The organism is Bradyrhizobium sp. WYCCWR 12699 (genome assembly GCF_032144035.1).
In the GTDB taxonomy this organism is placed as follows: Bacteria; Pseudomonadota; Alphaproteobacteria; order Rhizobiales; family Xanthobacteraceae; genus Bradyrhizobium.
This window is the reverse complement of the sequence record NZ_JAVTJN010000032.1, coordinates 702,176-729,128: the sequence shown is the minus strand read 5'-3', so window position 1 is coordinate 729,128 and position 26,953 is coordinate 702,176. Positions and strand designations below refer to the sequence as shown.

Sequence of the window (26,953 nt, the reverse complement as noted above, 5' to 3'; positions counted from 1 at the left end):
CCGCAAGTTTCGGCGAGAAGTGTGATAGAGTCCGCCATCATGAACGACACCGCCGGCAAATCCGAGCCCGAGACCACCGTCCTGCAGAGCGCGCTGCGCGGGCTTGCCTGCAGATGTCCGCGTTGCGGCCAGGGCAAGCTCTATGCGGGCTTCCTCAACCTCGCGCCCGCCTGCGAGCGCTGCGGTCTCGACTACGCCTTCATCGATACCGGCGACGGTCCCGCGATCTTCATCATCATGCTGGCCGGCGGGATCGTCGTTGCGGCAGCGCTCATCGTCGAGGTCAAATACCAGCCGCCGTACTGGCTGCATGCGGTGCTGTGGTTGCCACTGATCCTGGCCACCACGCTGTTGCCGCTGCGTGCGATGAAGTCGCTGCTGATCGCGCTGCAATTCCACCACAAGGCGGCGCCGGGCCGACTGGTCGACCGCACGAAATGAACCAGCCTGCGCGCAAGCCTCGCGTGGCCGGCTTCGCGCTGTTCACGCTGTTCCTGACGGCTGTTCTGCTGGCGCTCGGTCTTTGGCAATTGCAGCGGCGGACCGCCAAGCACGAGCTGATTGCGGCGCTCACCGAGCGTCTGGCCGCGGCACCCATCGCGCTGCCGTCACCGGCCCAATGGGCTGCGCTCAATCCCGCACGCGACGAATTCCGCCGCGTCAGCTTCACGGCGACCTATGCGGCCCTGCCCGATGCGATGGTCTATTCCTCCGGCTCGGCGGTGCGCAAGGATGCCTCCGGCCCCGGCACTTGGGCGTTCCTGCCGGCGCGGCTTCCGAGCGGCGAGACGGTCGTGGTCGACGCGGGCTTCGTCGAGAACACCATGCAGGACCGCGGCGTCGAGGATCGCGCGGTGAAGAAGCTCCTGACCGGGCAGCCGGTCGCGTTCACCGGGTATCTGCGCTTTCCCGAGGCGGCCGGCTGGCTGACGCCGACGGAGAACCGCGACAAGCGGCTCTGGTTCGTGCGCGATCATCCGGCCATCGCAAGCGCGCTCGGCTGGGGGGCGGTGGCGCCGTTCTATGTGGATCTCGAGCAGCCGGCGCCCGAGAACGGCATTCCCCGTCCGGGGCCGCTCGACGTGCATCTGAAGGATGACCACCTGCAATATGCCGTCACCTGGTTCTTGCTCGCGGGCGCCGTGCTGATCGCCTTTGCGGTGTGGGCCAGAGGCCGGCGGCAGAGCTGAGCCGCCGAAGGTCTCCGCGCGGGAACCCGGTATCGCCCGGGGTTTATTATTCAGCGCACATTCACGAGTGTGGTCCTAAGCCGCCAGTGGTTTTCCGCGGCAGACAGGATTGCGGCGTGAGCGATTTCGATCAGATGGGAATTGTCGTCGACTGGCTGGACGCCTGCCGGAAGGGCGACCTCACGACGTTGCTCGACCTCTATGCGGACGACGCCCAGGTCGAATGCACGTGCAACGGCGCGCGGCGCTATCGCGGCCGGAGCGAGCTCGAGGCCTATTGGCAGCCGCGGCTCAGCGCGTTCTCGCTGGCGGGCTTCGGGTTGGAGGAAATCCGCCCGGCGCCCCATGGCGTCGATCTCGAATATTCCGTCGCCGGCGCGCTGCGCATTCACGCCTCCTTTCGCTTCAGTCCGGAAGGCAAGATCCGCAGCACGCTGTGCGAGCCGGCGGGGCAGAACGCGCATGACGGCTGTTGCGCCTGCTGAAGCATGATCGGAAAAGTGCGCAGCGGTTTTCCGAAGAGATCATGCTTGAAGAACAACCTAGAGCGCGATGACGATTCTTCCTCATCGCGCCGCGCTTTAGCCGCCGGCCGGCGCCTCGCGTGTCGTCTCGGCCGGAAGGCGGCAACGGACATAGGTTCGCTCGTCCACGCGCAGCAGTGACAGCGATCCGCTGAGCGCGCGCACGCGCTCATGCATGCCGGTCAGGCCGCGGCCGAAGGCATTGTCGGCGGGGAAGCCGCCGCCGTCGTCGGAGATCTCGACGATCAGTGTTTCGCCGGCGATGGTCGCCTGGACATGGGCGCTGCCGGCCTTGGCGTGGCGCAGCACGTTGGTCAGTGACTCCTGGATCACGCGATAGACGGTCCGCGCCAACGGCCCGTCGATCACGTCGAGATCCGGATCGATCGTATCCGTCAGGATGATATGAGGCGCCTGCTTGCGAAAGTTTCGGAGCAGCGTCTGCACGCTGGTCGCAAGTCCCAGCTCCTCGATGTAGAGCGGCCGCAGCCGATCGAGGATGCGCCGGTTGGTCTGCTGCAGCGCTTCGACCGATTGCAGCACCTCTTCCGCCGAGTTGCCGAGATTTCCCGCCTGGGGCGAGGCGTCGATCAGTGCGATCGTGCCGGCGCGGATGCTGAACAGCAGCGGTCCGAGTTCGTCGTGCAATTCGCGGGCGAGATCGCGCCGCTCGTCGTCCTGGAGCGATACCAGACGATGCATCAGATTGCGATTGTCCTGGCTCAATTGCGCGAGCGTTGCAGCCAGCGCGTTTGCCTCCGCACAGCTCTGCCGAATCTCGGGCGGCCCTCCGACCGGGATCGGCGTCGCGTAATCGCCACGCCGCATCCGCGTCAGGCCTTTGCCGAGATGCTGCAGGGGGCGCAGAGCCGATCCAGTGAAGGCGTAGGCGATGATTCCAGTGAGCACCATCAGCATGGCGACGAGACTGGCCAAAGCGAGAAAGCCGATCCACTTCTCGAACAGGTCGGCTGACAGATCCGGCAAAAACACGATATCGCCGATGTGCTTGCCATCAATGACCACAGCAGACGCGGTATCCATGTCCGGTATGGTCAGAAGATTGATGAACCACCCTGGAACCAGCTTCAGGTTGCGCGTGTCATCTCTCGGGGAGGGAGAAGGACCCTCTTCGACCCGACGGAATTGAATATCGGAGGAGGTGTCCAGCGACTGGACGAAGGCATCCAGCGTCTTCTGCGGATTGTCCGAGGCGCGCAGCGTGTTGTTGAGCGCGGTGGCAAGAATCCTGGTCGAGCGCCGGGCCGGCTCGTTCTCATCGGCAAGCTGCCCGGTTGCAAATATCTGCAGCAATATGCCGCCCAGGATCAGCGCGGCGAGAAAACTCGCGCCGAGCGGAAGAAACAGTTGTGTTCTGAACGAGAGTTGGTGCCACATTAGGTCAATTCTAACGCGCATCGGCGGGATTTGCTCTTTCCATTTGTTCCCGGCGGTCTATGAGTCAAGAAAACAAGAGAGCGCGCGATGCAAGATACTGCCAAGCCGGGGACCCGGGTCCTGATCGTCGACGACCATCCCGTGGTGCTGTCCGGTTGCCGCACCCTGTTCGCGTCCGACCATTCGATCCGTATCGAGGAGGCGACGGACGCCAAATCCGGGCATCGCGCCTATGTCAGCAAGCGGCCCGACGTCGCCGTGATCGACATCAGCCTGCCCGACGTCTCCGGCTTCGAGCTGATGCGACGGATCCGCAAGGACGATCCCGACGCCAAGATCATCATGTTCAGCATGAACGACGATCCGGCCTTCGTGGTGCGGGCAGTCGAGCTTGGGGCGCAGGGTTATGTTTCCAAGGGCGACGATCCCAGGATCCTGCTGAAAGCGGTGCGCAAGGTGGTCGCCGGCGACAATTTCATCTCACCGCAACTCGCGGAAGCCGTGACGTTTTCCGGCGCGGCGATCAAGGCCAACCCAGCCTCGCAGATGACGCCGCGGGAGCTCGAGATTCTCCGCCTGCTCGGACGCGGCGACAAGATCGTGGAAGTCGCGGAAGCGCTCGGCATCTCCTACAAGACGGTCGCCAACACCACGTCCCTGCTCAAGCAGAAGTTGGGGGCCAAGAACCACTCCGACCTGATCAGGATCGCAGTGGAAATCGGGATGAATTGACCTCCCGGGTGCTCGCGGCCCGGGCACTGGCGGCCCGGACACTATCGGTCCGGAAGCACCGAACCGGCCGCTCCAGAATGCAGCCGGTTCGGCGGGACGGATCGCTGTCAGCGCGCAGCCGGGCAATGCATGGACACCGCCGACACCCATCCGCCGACCCCAATGGGCGGAGGCAGGGTTCGTTCCCAAGGAATCCCATAATTCGGGAAAGAGCGGCAATGCGCGACGTGATGCTGCCTGGTTGCGTTTGCCAGGGCCGGATCTCGATCGGGAAAAATAGGAACATTTTCTTGCCCTCATCGTTTTCGCCCTTGACGGTTTCGTGACAGGCGACGAAAGAGTTGCGCGAATAGTTTTGAGGGGGCGACGACCCCGAGGGGCAAACCGGTCTGCACACATCAACGACAGACCTTCCAAGAGAGGGGCTGCGGCATCGCCGCAGCCCCTTTTCGTTGGGCGGGGGAGAGGCGGGAAGCGGTTTCCCGATGCCGCAAAACACTTTATGGTGGCCCAGAGCCTCTGGCCGCTAACAAGTAATTTCGTGAAATCAAAGGCTTAACGAGCGGCGCAGGCCGCTCGGCCTTTGGAGGGCAGTTTGACTCGTTATATCTCGACCCGGGGCGATGCCCCCGAACTCGGCTTCTGCGACGTGATGCTGACCGGGCTTGCCCGCGACGGCGGCCTGTATGTGCCAACCATCTGGCCGCAGCTCTCCAGCGAGACCATCGCCGGTTTCTTCGGCCGTCCCTATTGGGAGGTGGCGGTCGATGTGATTCGTCCCTTCACCGGCGGCGAGATCACCGATGCCGAGCTCGGCCGCATGGCGAACGAGGCCTACGCGACCTTCCGCCATCCGGCGGTGGTGCCGCTGCGCCAGATGGCGCCGCACCAATTCGTGCTGGAGCTGTTCCACGGTCCGACGCTCGCCTTCAAGGACGTGGCGATGCAGCTCATCTCGCGGCTGATGGACCATGTGCTCGCCAAGCGCGGCCAGCGCACCACCATCGTGGTCGCGACGTCGGGCGATACCGGCGGTGCCGCGGTGGAGGCTTTCGCCGGCCTCGAGAATGTGGATCTGATCGTGCTGTTTCCGCACGGCCGCATCTCCGAGGTGCAGCGGCGGATGATGACGACGACGGGCGCGGCCAATGTCCATGCGCTCGCCATCGAGGGCAATTTCGACGACTGCCAGGCGCTCGTGAAGGGGATGTTCAACAACCATCGCTTCCGCGATGCGACCTCGCTCTCCGGCGTCAATTCCATCAACTGGGCGCGCATCGTCGCCCAGGTGGTCTACTACTTCACGTCCGCCGTTGCCGTCGGTGCGCCGGCGCGCGCGGTGGATTTCGTCGTGCCGACCGGCAATTTCGGCGACATCTTTGCCGGTTACGTCGCCAAGCGCATGGGATTGCCGGTACGGACCCTGCGCATCGCCGCCAACGTCAACGACATTCTCGCGCGAACGCTGAAGACAGGGATCTACGAAGTGCGTGAGGTGCACGCGACCGCGTCGCCGTCGATGGACATCCAGATCTCGTCAAATTTCGAGCGGCTGCTGTTCGAGGCCGGCCGGCGCGATGCGGCGGGTGTTCGTCGTCTGATGGATTCGCTGAAGCAGTCCGGACGTTTCGTGCTGCCCGATGCGACGCTGGCTGCCATCCGCGAGGAGTTCGACGCCGGTCGCGCCGACGAGACCGAGACCGCGGCTGCGATCCGTGCCGGCTGGCGCGAGGCAGGCGAACTGGTCGATCCCCATACGGCAGTGGCGCTCGCCGTCGCCGATCGCGACACCACCGACACTGGGGTGCCGAGCATCGTGCTCTCCACCGCCCATCCGGCCAAATTCCCCGACGCCGTCGAAGCGGCCTGCGGCCAGCGGCCGCAACTGCCGGCCTGGCTCGACGGATTGATGACCAAATCCGAACACATGAAGGTGATGAAGAACGATCAGGCCGAGGTCGAGCGGTTCGTGCTGGCGGTCAGCCGCGCCGCAAAGCAGGGAGTTGCCGGATGAGTGTCGAGATTTCCAAGCTTGCCTCCGGCCTGACCGTCGTCACGGACAAGATGCCCCATCTCGAGACCGCAGCGCTCGGCGTCTGGGCCGGCGTCGGCGGCCGCGACGAGAAGCCGAACGAGCACGGCATTTCGCATCTGCTCGAACACATGGCGTTCAAGGGCACCACCAAGCGCTCCTCGCGCGAGATCGTCGAGGAGATCGAGGCGGTCGGCGGCGACCTTAATGCCGGCACCTCGACCGAGACCACGTCCTATTACGCGCGGGTGCTGAAGGCCGACGTGCCGCTCGCGCTCGACGTGCTCGCCGACATCCTCGCCAATCCCGCCTTCGAGCCCGACGAGCTGGAGCGCGAGAAGAACGTCATCGTGCAGGAGATCGGTGCCGCGCAGGATACGCCCGACGACGTCGTCTTCGAGCATCTCAACGAGCTCTGCTATCCGGACCAGCCGATGGGCCGCTCGCTGCTCGGCACGGCCAAGACGCTGCGCGCCTTCAACCGCGACATGCTGCGCGGCTATCTTTCGACGCATTATCGCGGACCCGACATGGTGGTGGCGGCGGCCGGCGCGGTCGATCACAGCCAAGTGGTCGCCGAGGCCGAGAAGCGCTTCGCGACTTTCCAGGGGACGCCGGGTCCGAAGCCGCAAACCGCCCAGTTCGGCAAAGGCGGCGCCAAGGTGGTGCATCGCGAGCTGGAGCAGGCGCATCTGACGCTGGCACTGGAAGGCGTGCCGCAGAGCGATCTGTCGCTGTTCTCGCTCCAGGTCTTCACCAACATCCTCGGCGGGGGAATGTCCTCGCGTCTGTTCCAGGAGGTGCGCGAGAAGCGCGGCCTCTGCTATTCGATCTACTCGTTCCACGCGCCCTATACCGACACCGGTTTCTTCGGCCTCTACACCGGTACCGATCCGGCCGACGCGCCGGAGATGATGGAGGTCGTGGTCGACATCATGAATGATTCGGTGGAGACGCTGACCGAGGCCGAGATCGCGCGGGCCAAGGCGCAGATGAAGGCGGGCCTCCTGATGGCGCTGGAGAGCTGCTCGTCCCGCGCCGAGCAGCTTGCCCGCCATGTCCTTGCCTATGGGCGGCCGCAGACGGTGGAGGAGCTGGTGGCCCGGATCGACGCCGTCAGCGTCGAATCGACCCGGGACGCGGCGCGGGCGCTGTTGTCGCGGAGCCGGCCGGCCGTTGTCGCATTGGGCAGTGGCAGGGGTCTGGACACGGCGGTGTCTTTTGCGGAAGGATTGACCCGGGCACGTGCCAAGGCGCGGCTGCATTAAGAGCCGCGCGCGGGTCGATCTGCCCCGGGAAGCATCACCATGGCCCTCTTTCGCCTGCCCTCCAGTGGACCCGCCGCCCTCGCGCCGCGCGGCAACGGGCTGTTGCTGCGCGCGCCGCAGATGTCGGACTTCCTGCAATGGGCTCACCTGCGCGAGTCCAGCCGCGACTACCTGACGCCTTGGGAGCCGATCTGGCCGTCGGACGATCTCACCCGCTCAGGCTTCCGCCGCCGTCTGCGCCGCTATTCCGAGGACATCGCGGCGGACCGCTCCTATCCCTTTCTGATCTTCCGCGAGCTCGACGGCGCCATGGTCGGCGGCATCACGCTGGCCAATGTCCGCCGCGGCATCGTGCAGGCCGGCACCATCGGCTATTGGGTCGGGCAGCCCCATGCCCATCGCGGCTACATGACGGCGGCGCTGCGGGTGCTGCTGCCGACACTGTTCGGCGAGCTCAATTTGCACCGGGTCGAGGCGGCCTGCATCCCCACCAATGCGCCGTCGATCCGGGTGCTGGAAAAGTGCGGTTTTTCACGCGAGGGGCTCGCCCGCCGCTACCTCTGCATCAACGGGGTCTGGCAGGATCATCTGCTGTTCGGCCTGCTGCATGAGGATTTCCGCGGCTGAGCCGCCTGATTCGCGTGGTCAAATCCCCCATTTTGCTGCCTTGGGTTCGCCGATTTTGGCGATATAACCCGCGGGGCCTGCCGGCGATCGGCCGGGTTTTGTCATGGAGTAGGGGCTTTGATGGGGAAGCAGCTTCGGTCGTCGCGGAATGTCCTGCGGCAGGTGCCTGCGATCGCGCTTGTTGTGTCGGCCTCGCTCGCTGCTGTCTCGCCGGTGGCGGCCCAGTCACTGACCGACCGTTTCAAGAGCCTGTTCGGCGGCAAGTCCGACGAGCCGGCCCAGCCCAAGCCGCCGCCGGCGCCCGGCCAGCCGGCCGAGGACGACCTCGATTGCCCCCAGGTGACGGTGCGTGCGGGGGCCTCGACCTACGCGGTCGGCGCCAGCGGCAAGCCGGCTGTCGGCAATGAGATTCGCTTCCAGGCCTCGATCACCAAGATGGCGCGCGAATGTGCCCGCAGCAGCGGCGGCATCACGGCCCGGATCGGTATCCAGGGCCGCGTGATCGCCGGTCCCGCCGGCGCGCCTGCCTCCGTCGAGGTGCCCTTGCGCATCGCCGTCGTGCAGGGCGGCGTCGGCGAGAAGGTGATCGCCTCGAAGGCCTACCGCACCACGGTCGACATGACCGAGGGCGGCAGCGTGCCCTTTACCTTCGTGATCGAGGACATGACCTATCCGGTGCCGGCACCCGCGGTCGCCGATAACTACATTTTCTATGTCGGCTTCGACCCGCAGGCGCTCTCGCCCGAGCCGAAGGGGCGGAAGAAGAAGTAGGGCGGGTAGTGCCCCGGACGCAGCGCAGCGCTTCTTCAGCGGTGCGCTGCAGAGCCGGCGCCCATGCTGCGACATGCTGGTCCCGGCTCTGCGTCGCGTCATTGCATGCCGCGCCGCGTCCGGGACACGAAACCCTTCAGCCAACAAAAAAGCCGGCGCTCATCGCGCCGGCTTTTGATTGGTGAAGGCAAGTCCCTCAGTTCAGCTTCTGCCGGACTTCGTTGATGCCCTTGGCGAGCAGATCGTCGGCGACCTGGCCCTTGACCGACTGCGACAGGATCGTCGAGGCGGCCTGGACGGCGGCCTCCGCGGCGGCGGCGCGGACATCGGCCACCGCCTGGGCCTCGGCGAGCGCGATCTTGCTCTCGGCGGTCTTGGTACGGCGGGCGACGAAGTCTTCCATCTTCGCCTTGGCCTCGGTCGCGATGCGCTCGGCTTCGCTTCTGGCGTTGGCGATGATCTCGGCGGCCTCGCGTTCGGCCGAGGCGGTGCGCGCCTTGTAGTCGGCGAGCACCTTGGCGGCTTCCTGCTTGAGGCGCTGGGCGTCGTCGAGCTCGGCCTTGATGCGCTCGGCACGATGATCGAGCGCGGTCATCGCCGACTTGAAGACCCCGAGATAGCCGAACACGACCATCAGGATCACGAAGGCGATGGCGACCCAGGTTTCAGGATCGAAGAACATCTGTGGCTAACCTTTCAGCGACGCATCGACCGCGGCATTGACTGACGCGGCATCGGGGACGACGCCGGTGAGCTGCTGCACGATCTGACCTGCCGCATCGGCCGCGATGCCGCGGACGTTGCTCATGGCGGCGGCGCGGGTCGAGGCGATGGTCTTTTCCGCCCCGGCGAGCTTGGCCGCCAGTTGCTCTTCCACGGCCTTGCGCTCGGCGTCCGCCTGCGCATTCGCCTTGTCGCGGGATTCGTTGCCGATCGCCTGCGCCCGCGAACGCGCCGAGGCGAGCTCGCTTTCATAGGCCTTCAGCGCCGCGTCGGACTGGTCCTTCAGCTTCTGCGCTTCGGCGAGGTCGCCCTCGATCTTGTTCTGACGCGCCTCGATCGCCCCGCCGACCTTGGGCAGAGCGAGCTTGGACACGATCACATAAAGCACGACGAAGAAGATCGCGAGCGACACCAGCTGCGAAGCATAGTTGCTGCTCTCGAACGGCGGAAAGCCGCCACCGTGGTGACCACCGTCAGCCTCGGTGTGTGCGCCCGCCGCCGGACCCTTCGCCCCGCCATGACTCTCAGCCATGGAGTACTCCTGTTGCTGTCAAGCGCGCCGCTTCGGTTGAAGCGGCGCGAAGAACGTCGTCCTCAGAGCGGAACGAACAGCAGCAGCAGCGCGATCAGCAGCGAGAAAATGCCGAGCGCTTCGGTCACGGCGAAGCCGAAGATCAGGTTGCCGAACTGGCCCTGAGCGGCCGACGGGTTGCGAACCGCCGCGGCGAGGTAGTTGCCGAAGATCACGCCGACGCCGACGCCCGCGCCGCCCATGCCGATGCATGCGATGCCCGCGCCGATAAGTTTTGCTGCTGCCGGATCCATTTTAGACTCCTTGGAAGAAAGATTGGGTTGTGGGTGGAAATTCCCCGGACCGCTCAGTGTCCCGGATGAATGGCGTCGTTGAGGTAGATGCAGGTCAGGATCGCAAACACATAGGCCTGCAGGAACGCGACCAGGATCTCGAGGGCGTACAGCGCGACCGTGAGCGCCAGCGGCAGCACGCCGCCGACCCAGCCGAGTGCGCCGAGCGAGAAGCCAAGCATGGCGACGAAGCCCGCGAACACCTTCAGCGCGATGTGGCCGGCCAGCATGTTGGCGAACAGACGGACGCTGTGGGAGACCGGCCGCAGGAAGAACGACAGGATCTCGATGAACATCACCAGCGGCAGGATGTAGCCGGGGACGCCGTGGGGCACGAAGATCGAGAAGAATTTCAGGCCGTTCTTGGCGACGCCGTAGATCAGCACGGTGAAGAACACCAGAAGCGCGAGCGCTGCCGTCACGATCAGATGGCTCGAGATCGTGAAGGTGTAGGGGATGATGCCGACCAGGTTCGAGACGCAGATGAACATGAACAGCGAGAAGATCAGCGGGAAGAACTTCATGCCTTCCGCGCCGGCCGTCGAACGGATGGTGCTGGCTACGAATTCGTAGGAGATCTCGGCGACCGACTGAAGGCGCCCGGGAACCAGCTGCGTGCCGCTGGCAAGCATCAGGATCGAGATGATCGCCACCGCCACCAGCATATAGAGCGACGAATTGGTGAAGGCGATCGTGTGATTGCCGATATGGCCCAGGGTGAAGAGAGGCTCGATGTTGAACTGGTGGATCGGATCGATTTTCATCAGCGCGGCATCTCTTGGTCTGCCGGGCTATGCCGGCGGGTCTCGGTCTGCCGGCCGGGCCGGCCCGTACCGGCAAGACCGGCACGATCAATCTCATGGTGCGGATCGGCTATGATCCACCGCGCCTGTTCTGACCCGCGCCTGCCGTTCTCACCACATTCACTACGCCGGCGACGAAGCCCAGCAACAGGAACACGATAAACCCGAAAGGCGAGGTCGACAGCAAGCGGTCGAAACCCCAGCCAATCCCCGCTCCGACCACGACGCCGGCGATCAACTCCGAGGATAGTCGGAAACCTAGCGCCATCGCCGAGGCTCTGGCCGCTCCGTCTCCACCGTCACCTGCGGGTTGCTCGGTCTTGATCCGGCGGTCGCGAAATTCGGACAACCTCTGATCAAGACTTCCGAGCCGTTCGGAAAGCGCAGCTTCCTCGGACGATTTATCGCGATCCCCATTCTCGCCGTGTCCCGTGCCCTGTGTCATGCAACGAAGACCCGAAACGCCGCGGCTGAATGGAAATTGCGCCCGCCACCCTCAAAAGCCGCGCGGACCATACTGATGGCCTATAATCAAGTCAAGCCAAGTCACGATTGCGTCGCTTTCGCTTATGTATCTGATTTATTTGGGGATATTGGCGTGCACGGCAGCGCTGCACACAGCGTGACGCCGCACCGCAGCAGCTCGCCTCGGGATCGGCGGACGCGACCGGCCTTTCGCCGCGCCGCCGGGATCAAAGACGCCGCCGGGATCGTTGATACCGGTATGCGTTTTGGGCGGCGGATCGCCACGCCGGGGTGTAGAATTTGCCGGATTGCCACCTCCACGTCGTGGCGGAGAGCGCGATGAGACCCGTGAAATCATCCACAACATCCTGCACAAGATCCTGCACCACATCCTGGCTTGCGGCGGCGGCGTTTGCCGCGGCGATGGCGATCGGCGGCGGCCTCAAGGCTGCGCCAGCGGCACCCGACAGCGAAAACGGTCGCTACAGCATGACGCCCATTCCCGAGGGTGTGCTGCGGCTCGACACCCGCACCGGCACGGTCTCGACCTGCAGCAAGAACGGCGCCGGCTGGGCCTGCTATGTCGTGCCCGACGAACGGACCGCGCTCGATGCCGAGATCGGCCGGCTGCAGGCCGAGGTCGAGAAGCTGAAGGGACAGCTCGCGGCGGGGCCGACGGTGTCGGGCAAGGTCGACGAGGCGCTGCCGAAATCCGACCCGCTGAAGAAAGCCGAGCCGAGGAGCGGAGAGGGCGAGCGCAAGATCGAGATCCCGCTGCCGAGCGACCAGGACGTCGATCGCGTGATGTCGTTCCTGGAAAAGGCCTGGCGGCGGCTGATCGACATGGCCAACCGGGTGCAAAAGGACGTGTCGGGAAAGATCTAGCTCATAGCGAGATGCCGTAGGGTCGGCAAAGCAAAGCGTGCCCGCCAATTCCAATGATCGGGAAAGATCTTGGGCACGGCGGCTTTCCGAGTTGAGAGACCTTCCATGACATCTCCCAAATCCGTCACCCGCTCGGCGCCATCGACGGTGCAGGCCGCCACCGTCTCATCGTCACTGCTCACGGTGCAGACATCGGGCCATGGCTTCACCGATCTCACCGGCGAAGCTGCAAAATTCATCAACGAGGTTCGCGCGCGCGACGGTGCGTTGACGCTGTTCATCCGCCACACCTCGGCCTCGCTGACGATCCAGGAGAACGCTGATCCTTCCGTGCTCGTCGACCTCACGACCGCGCTGTCCCGGCTCGCGCCGGAGAATGCCGGGTGGACCCACGACACCGAAGGCCCGGACGACATGCCGGCACACATCAAGACGATGTTGACCGGGGCCTCGCTTCAGGTGCCGGTGCTGAACGGCAGGCTCGCACTCGGCACCTGGCAGGCGATCTATCTGATCGAGCATCGCAGGCGCCCGCACCGGCGCGAGGTGGTGCTGCAATTCGTCGGCTCAGCAATCCCATAAAACAAAACCGGCCGCGGAAACCGCGGCCGGTTGGTGTTGATTGAGATCGGTGCTTTCGATCAGGTCGCCTTGATGTCGACGTCCTTGGTCTCGGGCAGGAAGAGCAAGCCGATCACGACGGTAATCGAAGCGAAGATGATCGGGTACCAGAGGCCGGCATAGATGTCGCCGGTCGAGGCCACGATGGCAAAGGCGGTCGCCGGCAACAGGCCGCCGAACCAGCCGTTACCAATGTGGTAGGGCAGCGACATCGAGGTGTAGCGGATGCGGGTCGGGAACAGTTCGACCAGCATCGCGGCGATCGGGCCGTACACCATGGTGACGAACAGCACCAGGACGAACAGCAGCCCGATGATCGCGGCCACCTGCGGACGGAAGATGTCGAACGGATGCGCCATCTTCACGATGCCGGCATCGCCGGCCTTCGGATAGCCGGCTGCCTGCACGGCGGCGAGAACTGCCGGGTTGCCGTCCTTGGCGTTGGCGTAGGCGACTTCCTTGCCGTTGACCATCACCTTCACGCCCGAGCCGGCTGCTCCCGGCGCGGTCGAGTACTTGACCGACGACTGCGACAGGAAGGCGCGCGCGGTGTCGCAAGGTGCCGTGAAGACGCGGGTGCCGACCGGGTTGAACAGGTCGCCGCAGCCCGCGGGATCGGCCACAACCTCGACCTTGGTCTGCTCGATGGCCTTCTCCAGCGCCGGGTTGGCGTTGGTGGTGATCATCTTGAAGATCGGGAAGAAGGTCAGTGCCGCGATCAGGCAGCCGCCGAGGATGATCGGCTTGCGGCCGATCTTGTCGGACAGCATGCCGAACACGATAAAGAAGCCGGTGCCGAGCAGCAGCGACCAGGCGATCAGCAGGTTGGCGGTGTAACCGTCGACCTTCAGGATCGATTGCAGGAAGAACAGCGCGTAGAACTGGCCGGTGTACCAGACCACGCCCTGGCCCATCACGCCGCCGAGCAGCGCGAGCAGCACGAGCTTGCCATTCTGCCAATTGCCGAAGGCTTCCGTCAGCGGCGCCTTCGAGCTCTTCCCCTCGTCCTTCATCTTCTGGAAGATCGGGGATTCATTGAGGCGGAGCCGGATCCAGACCGAGACGCCGAGCAGCAGCACCGAGACCAGGAACGGGATGCGCCAGCCCCAGGCGGCGAAGTCGGGTTCGCCGAGGGCGCTGCGGGTGAACAGGATCACCAGCAGCGACAGGAACAGGCCGAGGGTCGCGGTGGTCTGAATGAAGGAGGTGTAATAGCCGCGCTTGCCGTTCGGAGCGTGCTCCGCGACATAGGTCGCCGCACCGCCATACTCACCGCCGAGCGCCAGGCCCTGGGCGAGGCGGAGCGCGATCAGGATGATCGGGGCCGCGATGCCGATGGTCGCCGCGTTCGGCAGCAGGCCGACGATGAAGGTCGACAGACCCATGATCAGGATGGTGACGAGGAAGGTGTATTTGCGGCCGACGATGTCGCCGACGCGGCCGAACACGATCGCGCCGAACGGGCGGACCAGGAAGCCGGCTGCGAACGCCAGCAGCGCGAAGATGTCGCGGGTTGCCGGCGGATAGGCCGAGAAGAACTGCGCGCCGATGATGCCGGCAAGTGAACCGTAGAGGTAGAAGTCGTACCACTCGAAGACGGTACCGAGCGAGGAAGCGAGGATGACGAACCGTTCGTCCTTTGTCATCCCTCCCGCGCGTGCTTGAGACACAGCCATCGTCGACATATTGAATCGCTCCCCGAAATGCGTTTCCTCGCGCCCCGGATGTCCGGACATGCCGGATCAACCCAGGTCTTGCCCGCAAGGTAACATCGGCGTGAAAGCCGCCCCAATACGACTTTCGGCCTTGCGCACTGACGCGCAGCTGACGTCCGGTATCGGGCAACGGCATGCCGCCACGGAGATTCCAAGATTAACCCCTTTGCAGCAAAGGGATAATGTGCACTTGCATGCCACGTCCGCTCGGGGAAGAATTGGTTCATCCGGGATCGGTCTGCCGGCCCGCGAACGACAGCAAGAGAACGATGAACGCTCCCTCGACCCATCTCGTCATTGCCGATGACCATCCCCTGTTCCGCGACGCGCTGCGACAGGCGGTGGCCGGCGTCCTGACCTCGGCCCAAATCGACGAGGCCGGGTCGTTCGAGGATCTGACCAAGCTCCTGGAACAGACCTCGGACGTCGATCTGATTCTGCTCGACCTCTCTATGCCCGGGATCTCGGGCTTTTCCGGCCTGATCTATCTGCGGGCGCAATATCCGGCGATCCCGGTGGTGATCGTCTCGGCGTCCGACGACGGTGCCACGATCCGCCGCTCGCTCGATTTCGGCGCCTCCGGCTTCATTCCGAAGCGGTTCGGCGTCGAGACCTTGCGCGACGCGATTCTCAAGGTGATGGAGGGCGACGTCTGGGTTCCCGCCGACACCGACCTGTCCGCAGCCAGCGATCCCGACATGACGCGCCTGCGCGACCGCCTGGTGACGCTGACGCCGCAGCAGGTCCGGGTCCTGATGATGTTGTCGGAGGGACTGCTCAACAAGCAGATCGCCTATGAGCTCGGGGTCTCCGAGGCCACCATCAAGGCGCATGTCTCGGCGATCCTGCAAAAGCTCGGCGTCGAGAGCCGCACCCAGGCGGTGATCGCCGCCGCCAAGATCGCCGGCGGCCAGTGGAAGCAGGGCACCCCGACGGGGTGAGCCTCGCTACAATATCTTCAGAAGCGCATCGGCAGCCCGGATATCCGCCGTCTCCGAACCTTCGGCAAAGCCTTCAAGCGACGATTGCAGCAATCCCTTCGCTTCCTCGCGCCGGCCGCGTTCGCCGATGAGCCCGGCGAGATCGACCGCGGCCCGCAGTTCCCAGGCTTTCGCGCCTTGGGCGCGGCTGAGGTCCAGCGCCTGCATCAGGCAGGCCTCGGCGTCCTGCATCCGCGGCGCCGGCTGGTGTGACAGGACCTTGCCTTTCATCCGCAGCAGCTCGGGCATGTAGAGGTGGTCGCCGCTCCGCTCGACCAGGCGGATCGCATCGTCAATGAGGTGCGCGCTCTGCTCGAACCGTCCGAGCGCCAGCAAGCCCTGGACCAGCGCGATGTTGAAGGTCGTGGTCAGCAGCTCGTAGCCGGCATCGTGGAGCTCGCGCAGGCAAGTCCCGATCGTCTCGACGCCACCGGCGGCATCGCCGCGCCGGATCGCCAGCTCGCCTTTGACGCCGCGGCCGACCGCAAGATAAGGCCCCATCGAGCGCGAATTGGCGTGCGCGATGAAGCGGTCGATGTCCTCCTCCGCGCCGTCGAGGTCGCCGCTCCAGAGCTCGATCGCGACCGCCCAGATCAGCGCGATGCAGAGCGTGATCGGATGATCCATCTGCGCAGCCTCGGTGACTGTCTGCCGCGCCAGTTGCAGCGCATCCGCGGGCCGGCCCTGCAGCCAGAGTTCCCGGGCCAGCGTGATGCCGGCCCGGTTGCGATGATCGAAGCCGTAGACCGTGCTGATTCGTTCCGTGCCCGGTCCCCGCCAGGCCATCTCCAGCATCTTCAGCGCGTCGCGATGCCTGCCTGCCAGATGCAGCGAGACGCCGAGGAGGGAATGGGCGAGGGCGATCGAGGCCGCATCGCCCAGCGACCTTGCGACGGCGAGGCTCTGCTGCGCGTAGCCGAGCGCGGCGTCGAACTCTCCCATCCGCTCGTGAAAGATATGCATCCGGCCGAGCAGCTGGAGCTGGTTGATTTGGTCGCCGCGCGCCTCGGCGATCGCAAGGCTCCGGCTCAGGGCGCTGCGCGCCGCTTCGCTGCCGCCGCGGGTGAACATCAAGGTCAGTCCGAGCGCGGCTTGGATGTGCATTTCCTCGGCGCTGCCGCGCGCGGAGGGGACCATCGCCAGCAGCGCGCGTTCCGACCAGCGTCGGCATTCGATCAACAGGGACATCGCCAGGAAGATCGGCGCGGCGGCGGCGGCGAGCGCGATACCGGCGCCGAGATCGCCGCCCACGCCGAAGCACCATTCGAGCGCGGCGCGCACGTTGTGAAGCGCGGAGAAGTGAGCGGCCCGTTCGTCCGCGCTCGGCACATTGGCCCAGCTCATGCCGGCCTGTTCCAGCCATCGCCGGTAGTAGGTCGCGTGGCGGACGGCGAGCGCCGCGTCATCAGGCTCGATCTCGCGCAGATAGGCGCGCGTGGTGTCGAGCAGGCGATAGCGCATCATGGCGCCGATCGGGCGCGGGGCGACCATCGATTTGGCAACGAGACTGTCGACGGCATCGAACAAATGAGCGTGGTCGACGCGCTCGTCCGGCACGACCTCGAGCGCTGCGTCGAGGGTGAAATGGCCGGCGAAGACCGCGAGCCTGCGCAGCACCAGGCGTTCGCGATCCGACAATAGCCCGTAGCTCCAGTCGATCGTGGCCTGCAATGTCTTCTGCCGGGGTGGCGCCGTCCGCTGGCCTTGCCAGAGCAGGTTGAGACGCTCGTCGAGCAGTGCGGCCGTTTGCGCGAGGCCATAGGCTTCGACCCGGCCCGCGGCGAGCTCGATCGCCAGTGCCATGCCGTCGAGCTTGCGGCAGATCCTCGCGATGACTGCGGCATTTGCATCGTCGAGTGTGATCTGCGCGCCACCGGCTGCGGCACGTTCGAGGAATAGTTGAAGTGCGGGATAGGTCTGTGCTGCGGCGGCGGTCAGCCCGGAATTGTCGGGCGGGACGGCGAACGGCGCCAATCGATAGACCTGCTCGCCCTCGACGCGCAGGGCTTCGCGGCTGGTCGCGAGTATATGGACGTGCGGCGCCGCATGGAAGATCTCCGCGGCCAGCGGTGCGGCCGCTGCGATGACGTGCTCGCAATTGTCGAGGATCAGCAGCATCCGCTTGTCCCTGATATGCGCGAGCAGCGCGGGCAGGGGATCGTCGGTCTCCGCCGGCAGGCCAAGCATCAGCAGGATCGAGGTGATCACGAGATCGGGATCGCTGAGCGAGGCAAGGTCCACGAAGTGCGCGGCATCGGAGAATGATTCGAGCAGGTCGTGCGCGATCGCCACGGCGACCGCGGTCTTGCCGACGCCGCCGGGGCCGACGATCGTGACGAAGCGCGAGGCGAGGAGCTTGCCGGAGACGGCGGCGATCGCATCGTCGCGCCCGACCATCCGCTGCAGCCGGTTCGGCAGTTTCACGGGCGGCAATTCCAGCCGCGGCGCGAGGCGCTGCACCGGGGCGATATTTGTCTGCGAGATCGGCGCCACGAAGCAATAGCCGCGGCCGGAGAGCGTCGTGATGTAGCGGGCGCCATCCTTGCCGTCGCCGAGCGCCTTGCGAAGCGCTGCGACGTGAAAGCGCAGATTGGTCTCCTCGACGGTGATGCCGGGCCACACCAGCGCCATCAGGTCCCATTTGCTGACGACTTCATTCGGCCGCGACATCAGCGCCATCAGCGTGTCGAAGGCTTTCGCGCCGAGCGGCAACGCGACACCGTCGCGCATCACGAGCCTTTCATGCGGCGTCACGGAAAATGGCCCGAACGACAATGTTCCCGTCGCGGTGACGGCCGGCTCTGTCATGGCGAAATCTTGGTCCCTTCGGAAGGACCCGATAGCCAGATGATCGCGATCCGGCAAGGCCGCTCCTGCATCGGCATCAGACCGCGGATGCAGGCCTTTGTGAGGCGCCAGGCGAGACCTCACAACTTCTCACAAGTCCAAACGGGTGTGCCGTCGCTGCCGCTGCTAGTCAGTGGCGTGACGACGAGGAGACCATGATGACGCAGGCGGCGAAGTTACTCTACACGGCCAGGACCCACACCAGCGGCGGGCGGCACGACGGCATATCGCGCAGCTCTGATGGCCGCCTGGACGTCAAGCTGTCGCCGCCTGATGGCACCGGCATCGGTACCAATCCCGAGCAATTGTTCGCCGCCGGCTGGTCGGCCTGCTTCGAGGGCGCGATGGAGATCGCCGCCCGCAAGCGCAAGCTCGAGCTTCCCAGGAAATGCGCTGTCGATGCGGAGATCGATCTCGTACTCGACGACGGCGCCTATTCGCTCCGGGCACGCCTCAATGTCAGCCTGCCGGGCCTCGACCCCGAGATCGCGCGCGGCATCGTCGATGATGCGCATCAGACCTGTCCCTATTCCAGGGCGGTTCGCGGCAACATCGACGTCACGGTCACGCTGATCTGACGCAACGATCACCAAGCACCACGAGGTACGACCATGAAGCTACCAATCATCGACCAGCATCGCCGCAAGTTTTTCGGCTTGGCCGCCGGAACCGTCGCCGTCGGCCTCGGCGTGATGGACCTCGCACGCGCCGAAACGGAAGCGCCGCGATCATCCGGATCGACCGCGTCCTTCGGCGCGATCAAGCAGATCGATGCCGGCGTCCTCAATGTCGGGTATGCCGAGGCCGGACCTTCGAACGGTCCCGTGGCGATCCTGCTGCATGGCTGGCCTTACGACATTCACGCCTTTATCGACGTCGCGCCGATCCTGGTGAAGGCCGGCTATCGCGTGATCATCCCTCATCTGCGCGGCTACGGCACAACACACTTCCTCTCAGGCGAGACGCCGCGCAACGGTGAGCCCGCGGCGATGGCCGCCGACATCATCGCACTGATGGACAAGCTCGATATCAAGAAGGCTGTCGTTGCCGGCTTCGACTGGGGCGCTCGCACCGCCGACATCATCGCCGCGTTGTGGCCGGAGCGTTGTCGCGCGCTGGTGTCGGTCAGCGGCTATCTGATCTCCAGCCAGGCTGCCGGCAACATGCCGCTGCCGCCGCAGGCCGAGCTGCAATGGTGGTACCAGTTCTATTTCGCGACGGAGCGCGGCCGCGCCGGATACGAGAAGTACACGCACGATTTCGCCAAGCTGATCTGGAAGCTCGCCTCGCCGCAGTGGAAGTTCGACGACGCCACCTTCGCCCGCAGCGCGGCGGCGCTGGACAACAAGGATCATGTCGCGATCACGATCCACAATTACCGCTGGCGGCTCGGACTGGCCCAGGGCGAAGCGAAATACGAGCACCTCGAAAAGAAGCTGGCGGCTGCTCCCGTCATCGAGGTGCCGACCATCACCATGGAAGGCGACGCCAATGGCGCACCGCATCCCGATCCCAGCGCCTATGCCAAGAAGTTCTCGGGCCGGTACGAGTTTCGCCTGATCACCGGCGGCGTCGGCCACAATCTGCCGCAGGAAGCGCCAGAAGACTTCGCCAAGGCCGTCATCGACGCCGACGGCATCTGATCATTGATGCGATCCTCGGTCCAGCACGGCTGGACCGAGGATGTGCCGCCCCCAACCTGCAGAAATGACATGACGTCCAGCGAACCTGAAACGCAGAAGCGCTCCTATGCCACGGCGATCACGCTGGCGGCGCTTGTTCTCGTCCTTCTCCTGACCTTTGTGCCTTACCTGATTTCAATCGCCCTTGCCGAGGCGCCCGCGCAGAGATCGGCGGAAGCCTCGCCGATCTTCGGCGTCACCATTCCGCCCGGCTACAGGCAATGGGAGTTGATCGCTCCGGCCGAGGAGGCCGTCCCGCTCGACGAGCTTCGCGCCGTCGTCGGCAACCAGACCGCAGTCAGCGCCTATCAGGCCGGTAAGCTTCCGTTCCCGGACGGCAGCATCCTGGTCAAGCGCGCCTGGAAACGGAAACAGTCGCCCGAGTTTGCATCAGCGACGATTCCCGGCGCCGCCACCACGGTCCAGGTGATGGTCAAGGATTCCAGGAAGTACGCCGCGACCGGCGGCTGGGGCTTTGGCCGCTTCGTCAACGGCAAGCCGGTTGACGAAGCCCAGCATCGTACCTGCTGGGGCTGCCACGAAGCCCGCGCCAAGAGCCGCGATTACGTCTTCACGCGGCTGGCGCCCTGATGCGGGCCTCTGCCGGCGGGAGCGCAAGCGGAATCATTCGGCGCTCGGAGCTTTGCCGGTTTTGACCCGGGGAAGCTGACCGAAGGTGTATGAACCATTTGAATTCTGACCCCGACCAAGGGTCGGAAGAGTGTTTCTCCAAAAAGCGCTGGCGGATCATGACGCAGCTTCCAAACTTGATCCGCGGGATCCCGACGCACCGGAAGCGATCGGGCGAGCGAAGAAAGCCTTGAGCACAGAATGATGAGCAATTGAGCCATGCGGAAGCGCTCAATCTCCAATGTGAGACGATTCGGAGCTGATGGTCGAAAGACGCTCCTCCTGCTGCTTCTCCTTTTCGCGATCCCCGCGGACGACTGCTTCGCGCAGGCACCACCGCCGCCAGTCGACGGACATGCGTTGGAGCGCGTGTCGCCGACGATCAAGAAGAGATTGGCGACCCGCTTTTCGTTAGGCGCGTTCGCCGGCCGCTTCGAGGAAACGCCGCTCGGCGCGGTCCGCGACACCGTGGGCGAAGGGACCATCCAACATCGAGGCGATGCTGGAGACAGCATCTATTGGCTGTGTTATCGGCGCGCGCAGCATCGATTATGGGTCGTGTCCAGCGGAGAGATGGGCGGCCCGGACCATCGCGTCACGGAGATTGTCGAAGAGCTCGCCGAGAAGGACACCGAGGCTTCGACCGATTGCGCCATCGTCCCGGAAAAGTTCGGGCCGCTCGTCTTCGACGGCAAGCTGCATTTGGGGATGTCGCGTTTGGAGGTGGTCAGGGCGTTGGGACCGCCGTCGAAGTCGGACGCTGCCCGGATGGTGTATTCTCATGCCGGAAAGCTCGCAGACGGTTTCGATGAAACCGCATGGCTCATTCTCCGATTTCGTGAGGAAAAACTCGTGTCCATGCGCGGCGGCAAGACCACGACGAATTGACGTGGCGGCCAGGCGACTTCCCGGAAGCTGAAGCAGACGAAGGGGCGATCGTACGTCGTCGCGAGGCAGCGGGCCTCATTCGATGCAGTTACCGCTATTGACAGGCCGCGCCCCTCACTCCGCCGCCACCATCTGCTGCGTGCGCCACTGGCCAAGGAGCGCGCGCAGCGAGGCCGGCTTGACCGGCTTGTTCAGCACCGCGACATTTTCGTCCCGCGCCGCGACCTGCACGGCGGGGCTGCGGTCGGCGGTGATCAGGATCGCGGGAATGCCGTCGCCGAAACGCCGGCGGATCTCGCGGATCGCGGCAATGCCGTTGCCGCGGTCGAGATGATAATCGACCAAAAGGCCGGTGACGCGGCGGCCGGCGGTCTCGATCGCGGCGATCGCGCCTTCGGGATCGGCGACCGCGATCACCTCGGCATCCCATGCTTTCAGCAGCGTGCGCATGCCGTCGAGGATCGCCGCGTCATTCTCGATGCAGACGATCAGGGTGCCCGAGATCGGTGTGCGCGCCAGCGGCGTCGCGCTGGTCACGGCGGCGGTGTGGGTGATCGCCTTGGCGGTCGGCACGGTCACGGAGAACACCGAGCCGCCGCTTTTGTTGCCGTCGATGGCGATGCCGTGCTTGAGCACCCGCGCGAGCCGTTCGACGATGGAGAGGCCGAGCCCCAGTCCGCGCGCGATCCGCGCGCCCTGCTCGAGACGATGGAATTCCTTGAAGATCTCGCCGCGCTTGACCTGGGGGATGCCGACGCCGGTGTCGTAGACGCAGATCTTGAGCGACGGGCCCTGGCGGCGACAGCCGACCAGCACGCGGCCGCGCGGGGTGTATTTGATCGCGTTCGAGATCAAATTCTGCAGCAGGCGGCGCAGCAGCAGCCGATCCGACTCGACCGGCAGCGAGCAGGGCACGAAGGCGAGCTCCAGGCCCTTGGCGCGCGCGATCGGCGCGAACTCGATCTCCAGCGAGCGCATCAGATCGGCCATCTTGAAGCTCGAGATCGAGGTCGTCATCGCGCCGGCGTCCAGCCGCGAGATGTCCAAGAGCGCGCCGAGGATCTCTTCGATCGCCTGCAGCGATTCGTCGATGTTCTCAACCAGCCGCGTCTCCTCGCCGCTGTGCTGGCGCTCGACCAGGCTCGTGACATAGAGCCGCGCGGCGTTCAGCGGCTGCAGAATGTCGTGGCTGGCGGCGGCGAGGAAGCGGGTCTTGGAGATGCTGGCGTCCTCCGCCGTGCTCTTGGCCAGGGCCAGCTCGGAGTTTAGCCGCGTCAGCTCCTCGGTGCGGTCGCGCACGCGTTTTTCCAGCGTCGCGTTGGCGCGCTCCAGCGCTTCCGCCGCTTCGAAGCTGGGCGTGACGTCGGTGAAGGTGATGACGAAGCCGCCGCCGGGCATGCGGTTGGTGAGCACCTCGATCACCATGTGGCGTTCCGGCAGGCGTTCGAGATACGGCTCGCTGTCGGTGGTGTAGGCGATGAGCCGCTGCTCGATCATCGCCTCACGGTCGGCCTGATGGTCCGGATCGCTCACCCCCATGAATTCCAGGATCTCGCGCAAGGGCGTGCCGAACTGGACGATGTGCGGGGGCACGTTGAGGAGATCGCCGAACTGCCGGTTGGAGCAGATCAGCTGCAAATCGGCATCGAACACCGCGATGCCCTGGCGCACGTGGTTGAGCGCGGTCTGGAGGATCTCGCGGTTGAAATGCAGCGCCGCGTGCGAATCGTCGAGCAGTTTTAGCGCGGCTTTTGCCGACACCGTTCGCTTGCGCAGCAGCAGCGACATCACGAGGCGGGAGGAGGCCGCTCCAATCGAGGAGGCGATCAGGTGCTCGGCGTGCTGCAACAGTTCGAAATCAGCGGGGGCGCCGGGCTCCAGCCGGACGTTGCGCCGCGCGGAGAAGGCCTCGAAGGAGTGCCGCGCGCGGTCGGGACCGAGATATTGCGCCACCGTAGTCTGGATGTCCTGCACGGTGACGGTGGTGCGCCAGCGGCGGAAACCCGGGGAGATCGGCGCGAGCGTGTTGGGGACGAACAGATCGGCCTGCAACAGCTCAATCGACGAGGGCGTTCGCGCCAGCGACAGCAGCACATAGGTCAGGATGTTGAGCGACAGCGACCAGATCACGCCGTGCATCAGCGGGGGTAGATCGGCGCCGAACAGCGCTTGCGGCCGCAGCGCCTCGATGCCGAACGGGCCGTGCTGGAGCAGCAGGATGCCCGACGTCGAGGAATCCATGAAGCTCGGCATGAACAGCGTGTAGAGCCACACCGCGAAGCCGACCAGCATGCCGCCGATCGCGCCGCGTGCGGTGGCGCGCCGCCAGAGCAGTCCGCCGAAGAAGCTCGGGGCCAGCTGGGCGATGGCCGCAAAGGAGAGCAGGCCGATCGCGGCGAGCTGGGTATTGCCGAGCGCGCGATAGTAGAAATAGGCCATCACCATGATGGCGAAGATCGCGAGCCGCCGCGAGCGCAGCAGGAAGTCGCTGAAATCGGCGCCGCCGGTGCGCCCCTCGGGCCGCCGCTGCAGCACCAGGGGCACCACGAGGTCGTTCGAGACCATGATGGACAGCGCGACGCATTCCACGATCACCATCGCGGTGGCCGCCGAGAGGCCGCCGACGAAGACAGCAACGCTGAGCAGGCCCGCTCCGCCCTCCATCGGCAGCGCCAGCACGTACATGTCCGGATCGACCGCGCCAAAGGGGAAGCTGACGAGACCGGCGAGCGCAATCGGGATCACGAACAGATTGATGGCGACGAGGTAGAGCGGGAACAGCCAGCGCGCGCGGCTGACCTCGGCATCCGAGGAATTCTCGACCACGCTGACGTGGAACTGGCGCGGCAGCAGCATGATCGCGCACAGCGACAACAGCGTCATGGTCAGGAAGTTGCCGATCGACGGGGTGTAATCGATGGCGCGCACCGCCTCCGGCGTCTTCATCGCACGCTCGATCAATTCGTGCGGCGAGAACATCCAGAAGGTGACGAAGATGCCGACGGTGAGGAAGGCGACCAGCTTGATGGTGGATTCGGTGGCGACCGCCAGCATCAGGCCGTGCTGATGCTCGGTCGCGTCGGTCTGCCGGGTGCCGAACAGCACGGCAAAGGCTGCCATTGCCAGCGTCACCATCAGCGCCATGTCGCCGACGATCGGGATGTGGGAGAAGGCCTGGTCTTCGCTCAGGATCGTCTGCAGCGAGGACGCCACCGCCTTGAGCTGAAGCGCGATGTAGGGCACCGAGCCGATGATCGCGATCAGCGCGACGGTCGCGGCCACCGCCTGGCTCTTGCCGTAGCGCGCGCCGATGAAGTCGGCGATCGAGGTGATGTTGTGGGCCTTCGCGAGCTGGATCACGCGGCGCAGGACGCCTGCGCCGAGGCCGATCATCAGGATCGGGCCGACATAGATGGCGAGGAAGTCGGTCGAGGTGCGGGTGGCAAAGCCGACCGAGCCGAAGAAGGTCCAGGAGGTGCAGTAAATCGCCAGCGACAGCGGATAGATCCACCCGGAGGCACGGCCGGGCCCGGCCGGCGAGCGGCGGTCGCCATGGCTCGCTACCAGAAACAGAAAGCCGATATAGCCGAAGGCGGCGGCGATCACGCCCCAGTCGTGCAGCATGGGAAACGCGCTTCTCGAAAGGGCACCGGCGGCGCCCAAGCTCATTTTCCCTGTAAATCTAGCGCGTTGGGCGGGGCGAGGCGACAGCGAAATGCCGGGTGAGGGCGGGAACTGGGGACGTCGTTAAGGTCCGGAGCGCGGACGCCGGGACTTGCCCTCCCCTGGAGGGGGAGGGTCGATCGCGCGAAGCGCGAGCGGGGTGGGTGATCTATCCACTCGGGCACTGTTGGATGAGGAAACACCGTCACCCCACCCCGTCTCACATTTTCGCTGCGCTCAATGTGAGCCGACCCACGGGCGAGCTACGCTCGTCCCGGACCTCCAGGGGAGGGTAAGAAAGAGCCTACTCCGCCGCCAGAGATTTCGCGCGCAGCGGCAGGCCGAGACGGTCCCACACCTGCAGCAGGGCCTCGGCGAGCTGATCGATCAGGCCGTCGTCGTGATAGGGCGAGGGCGTGATGCGCAGCCGCTCGCTGCCCTTAGCAACGGTCGGATAGTTGATCGGCTGGATGTAGATGCCGTGCTCCTCGAGCAGCAGGTCGGACGCCTGCTTGCACTTCTCGGGATCGCCGACGAACAGCGGCACGATGTGGGTGTCGCTCGACATCACCGGCAGGCCGGCGGCGTTGAGGATCGCCTTGACGCGGGCGGCGCGGTCCTGGTGGCGCTCGCGCTCCCAGTTCGAGGTCTTCAGATGCTTGATCGCGGCGGTCGCGGCCGAGCAGATCGCCGGCGGCAGCGCGGTGGTGAAGATGAAGCCCGGCGCATAGGAGCGCACGGCATCGATGATCTGGCCGTTGGCGGCGATGTAGCCGCCGAGGCAGCCGAACGCCTTGGCGAGGGTGCCTTCGAGAACGTCGATGCGGTGCATGACGCCGTCACGCTCGGCGATGCCGCCGCCGCGCGGGCCGTACATGCCGACCGCGTGGACCTCGTCGACATAGGTCATCGCATTGTACTTCTCGGCGAGATCGCAGATCTTGGCGAGCGGGGCGACGTCGCCGTCCATGGAATAGAGGCTCTCGCAGACGATCAGCTTCGGCCGGTTCGGATCGGCCGCCTTCAGCAGCTCCTCAAGATGCGCCAGATCGTTGTGGCGGAACACGACCCGCTCGCAGCCCGACTGGCGGATGCCCTCGATCATGGAATTGTGGTTGAGCTCGTCCGAGAGGATGAGACAGTTCGGAATGAGCTTTGCGATGGTCGGGATGCCGGTCTGGTTCGAGACATAGCCCGAGGTGAACAGCAGCGCGGCTTCCTTGCCGTGGAGATCGGCGAGCTCGGCCTCGAGCTGGACCAGCGGATGATGCGTGCCGGCGATGTTGCGGGTGCCGCCGGCACCGGTGCCGACGCGCGTCGCGGTCTCGACCATGGCACCGACCACCTTGGGGTGCTGGCCCATGCCAAGATAGTCGTTGGAGCACCAGATCACGACGTCGCGCTTGCCCTTGGGCGAGTGCCAGACCGCGTGCGGGAATCGGCCGGCCGTGCGCTCGAGGTCTGCGAACACGCGGTAACGCCGCTCGGCGTGGAGACGATCGAGAGCGGAATCGAAGAACTGATTGTAATCCATCGGCAAAACCTGCAACGGAACCCGGCCACGGCGGCCACTCGTTTTTAGAGCTTATCCAGCTCTCATGTCTATGCGCCAGCACACATTTGGTGCGAGGCGCGCGGGTATATT

General features: G+C 65.3%; 25 protein-coding genes. 15 read left to right on the top strand and 10 right to left on the bottom strand.

The genetic code is table 11. The features are described 5' to 3' along the window. The first annotated feature begins 39 nt into the window (after positions 1–39). The 3 genes from RPS27_RS18290 to RPS27_RS18280 all read left to right on the top strand — a co-directional run bounded on the left by RPS27_RS18290 (position 40) and on the right by RPS27_RS18280 (position 1,675). On the top strand, positions 40–441 hold the full coding sequence (locus RPS27_RS18290; protein ID WP_194405769.1) for a DUF983 domain-containing protein: 402 nt from the start codon (positions 40–42) through the stop codon (positions 439–441). Then, positions 438–1,190, top strand: coding sequence for an SURF1 family protein (locus RPS27_RS18285; protein WP_212065854.1), 753 nt, complete (start codon positions 438–440; stop codon positions 1,188–1,190). Before RPS27_RS18290 ends, RPS27_RS18285 begins: the two co-directional genes overlap by 4 nt. A gap of 116 nt (positions 1,191–1,306) precedes the next feature. Beyond that, complete coding sequence (locus tag RPS27_RS18280; protein ID WP_212065855.1) at positions 1,307–1,675, top strand: nuclear transport factor 2 family protein; 369 nt, start codon at positions 1,307–1,309, stop codon at positions 1,673–1,675. 96 nt (positions 1,676–1,771) lie between these two features. On the opposite strand, the gene RPS27_RS18275 is transcribed toward RPS27_RS18280, so the two are convergent. Then, positions 1,772–3,112, bottom strand: a complete 1,341-nt coding sequence (locus tag RPS27_RS18275) for a histidine kinase (protein ID WP_212065856.1) — start codon at positions 3,110–3,112, stop codon at positions 1,772–1,774. 87 nt (positions 3,113–3,199) lie between these two features. On the opposite strand from RPS27_RS18275, the gene RPS27_RS18270 reads away from it, so the two are divergent. The 5 genes from RPS27_RS18270 (at position 3,200) to RPS27_RS18250 (ending at position 8,542) form a co-directional block, all read left to right on the top strand. Next, on the top strand, positions 3,200–3,844 hold the full coding sequence (locus RPS27_RS18270; RefSeq protein ID WP_194405773.1) for a response regulator transcription factor: 645 nt from the start codon (positions 3,200–3,202) through the stop codon (positions 3,842–3,844). 595 nt (positions 3,845–4,439) lie between these two features. Continuing rightward, positions 4,440–5,858, top strand: a complete 1,419-nt coding sequence (gene thrC / locus RPS27_RS18265; RefSeq protein ID WP_212065857.1) for a threonine synthase — start codon at positions 4,440–4,442, stop codon at positions 5,856–5,858. Further along, positions 5,855–7,144: a pitrilysin family protein gene (locus tag RPS27_RS18260; RefSeq protein WP_212065858.1), complete on the top strand. Its 1,290-nt coding sequence runs from the start codon at positions 5,855–5,857 to the stop codon at positions 7,142–7,144. The genes thrC and RPS27_RS18260 overlap by 4 nt, the downstream gene beginning before the upstream one ends. A 39-nt stretch (positions 7,145–7,183) precedes the next feature. Further along, positions 7,184–7,771, top strand: a complete 588-nt coding sequence (locus RPS27_RS18255) for a GNAT family N-acetyltransferase (protein WP_011084002.1) — start codon at positions 7,184–7,186, stop codon at positions 7,769–7,771. A gap of 120 nt (positions 7,772–7,891) precedes the next feature. Next, entirely contained in the window at positions 7,892–8,542 is a 651-nt protein-coding gene (locus RPS27_RS18250; RefSeq protein ID WP_212065859.1) for a hypothetical protein, read from the top strand. A gap of 196 nt (positions 8,543–8,738) precedes the next feature. Here RPS27_RS18250 and RPS27_RS18245 read toward each other — a convergent pair whose 3' ends face one another. The 5 genes from RPS27_RS18245 to RPS27_RS18225 all read right to left on the bottom strand — a co-directional run bounded on the left by RPS27_RS18245 (position 8,739) and on the right by RPS27_RS18225 (position 11,377). After that, a complete protein-coding gene (locus RPS27_RS18245; RefSeq protein WP_194405777.1) occupies positions 8,739–9,224 on the bottom strand; it encodes an ATP F0F1 synthase subunit B in 486 nt (161 codons plus the stop codon). 6 nt (positions 9,225–9,230) lie between these two features. Further along, positions 9,231–9,797 (bottom strand): F0F1 ATP synthase subunit B, encoded by a 567-nt coding sequence (locus RPS27_RS18240; RefSeq protein ID WP_194405778.1) that lies wholly within the window; start codon positions 9,795–9,797, stop codon positions 9,231–9,233. A gap of 62 nt (positions 9,798–9,859) precedes the next feature. Beyond that, entirely contained in the window at positions 9,860–10,090 is a 231-nt protein-coding gene (locus RPS27_RS18235) for a F0F1 ATP synthase subunit C (protein ID WP_007599451.1), read from the bottom strand. Between the two features lie 53 nt (positions 10,091–10,143). Further along, a complete protein-coding gene (locus RPS27_RS18230) occupies positions 10,144–10,893 on the bottom strand; it encodes a F0F1 ATP synthase subunit A (protein WP_007605089.1) in 750 nt (249 codons plus the stop codon). Positions 10,894–11,002: 109 nt separating this feature from the next. Further along, complete coding sequence (locus RPS27_RS18225) at positions 11,003–11,377, bottom strand: AtpZ/AtpI family protein (protein WP_063197865.1); 375 nt, start codon at positions 11,375–11,377, stop codon at positions 11,003–11,005. A gap of 359 nt (positions 11,378–11,736) precedes the next feature. On the opposite strand from RPS27_RS18225, the gene RPS27_RS18220 reads away from it, so the two are divergent. Both RPS27_RS18220 and RPS27_RS18215 read left to right on the top strand, forming a co-directional pair. Beyond that, positions 11,737–12,282 carry a hypothetical protein gene (locus RPS27_RS18220; protein WP_409517553.1) on the top strand — a complete coding sequence of 182 codons (546 nt, stop codon included), beginning with the start codon at positions 11,737–11,739 and terminating at the stop codon, positions 12,280–12,282. Between the two features lie 105 nt (positions 12,283–12,387). After that, positions 12,388–12,864: a secondary thiamine-phosphate synthase enzyme YjbQ gene (locus RPS27_RS18215; protein WP_212065860.1), complete on the top strand. Its 477-nt coding sequence runs from the start codon at positions 12,388–12,390 to the stop codon at positions 12,862–12,864. A 59-nt stretch (positions 12,865–12,923) separates the two neighbouring features. On the opposite strand, the gene RPS27_RS18210 is transcribed toward RPS27_RS18215, so the two are convergent. Continuing rightward, positions 12,924–14,549: an MFS transporter gene (locus RPS27_RS18210; RefSeq protein WP_211418742.1), complete on the bottom strand. Its 1,626-nt coding sequence runs from the start codon at positions 14,547–14,549 to the stop codon at positions 12,924–12,926. Between the two features lie 338 nt (positions 14,550–14,887). Here RPS27_RS18210 and RPS27_RS18205 point away from each other — a divergent pair, with 338 nt between their 5' ends. Further along, entirely contained in the window at positions 14,888–15,559 is a 672-nt protein-coding gene (locus RPS27_RS18205) for a response regulator transcription factor (RefSeq protein ID WP_212065861.1), read from the top strand. Positions 15,560–15,565: 6 nt separating this feature from the next. Here RPS27_RS18205 and RPS27_RS18200 read toward each other — a convergent pair whose 3' ends face one another. Next, positions 15,566–18,406 carry a tetratricopeptide repeat protein gene (locus RPS27_RS18200; RefSeq protein ID WP_212065862.1) on the bottom strand — a complete coding sequence of 947 codons (2,841 nt, stop codon included), beginning with the start codon at positions 18,404–18,406 and terminating at the stop codon, positions 15,566–15,568. 197 nt (positions 18,407–18,603) lie between these two features. On the opposite strand from RPS27_RS18200, the gene RPS27_RS18195 reads away from it, so the two are divergent. From RPS27_RS18195 to RPS27_RS18180, 4 genes are all read left to right on the top strand, one after another. Continuing rightward, positions 18,604–19,023 carry an organic hydroperoxide resistance protein gene (locus RPS27_RS18195; protein WP_211418862.1) on the top strand — a complete coding sequence of 140 codons (420 nt, stop codon included), beginning with the start codon at positions 18,604–18,606 and terminating at the stop codon, positions 19,021–19,023. 33 nt (positions 19,024–19,056) lie between these two features. Then, a complete protein-coding gene (locus RPS27_RS18190; RefSeq protein ID WP_212065863.1) occupies positions 19,057–20,088 on the top strand; it encodes an alpha/beta fold hydrolase in 1,032 nt (343 codons plus the stop codon). 69 nt (positions 20,089–20,157) lie between these two features. Beyond that, positions 20,158–20,718: a cytochrome P460 family protein gene (locus tag RPS27_RS18185; RefSeq protein ID WP_212065864.1), complete on the top strand. Its 561-nt coding sequence runs from the start codon at positions 20,158–20,160 to the stop codon at positions 20,716–20,718. Positions 20,719–20,976: 258 nt separating this feature from the next. After that, the gene (locus tag RPS27_RS18180; protein ID WP_212065865.1) at positions 20,977–21,645 is read left to right on the top strand and encodes a hypothetical protein; all 669 of its coding nucleotides are present in this window, start codon (positions 20,977–20,979) and stop codon (positions 21,643–21,645) included. Between the two features lie 114 nt (positions 21,646–21,759). Here RPS27_RS18180 and RPS27_RS18175 read toward each other — a convergent pair whose 3' ends face one another. Further along, complete coding sequence (locus RPS27_RS18175) at positions 21,760–25,269, bottom strand: PAS domain-containing hybrid sensor histidine kinase/response regulator (protein WP_212065866.1); 3,510 nt, start codon at positions 25,267–25,269, stop codon at positions 21,760–21,762. Positions 25,270–25,612: 343 nt separating this feature from the next. After that, entirely contained in the window at positions 25,613–26,842 is a 1,230-nt protein-coding gene (hemA, locus tag RPS27_RS18170) for a 5-aminolevulinate synthase (RefSeq protein ID WP_211418735.1), read from the bottom strand. Positions 26,843–26,953 lie beyond the last annotated feature (111 nt).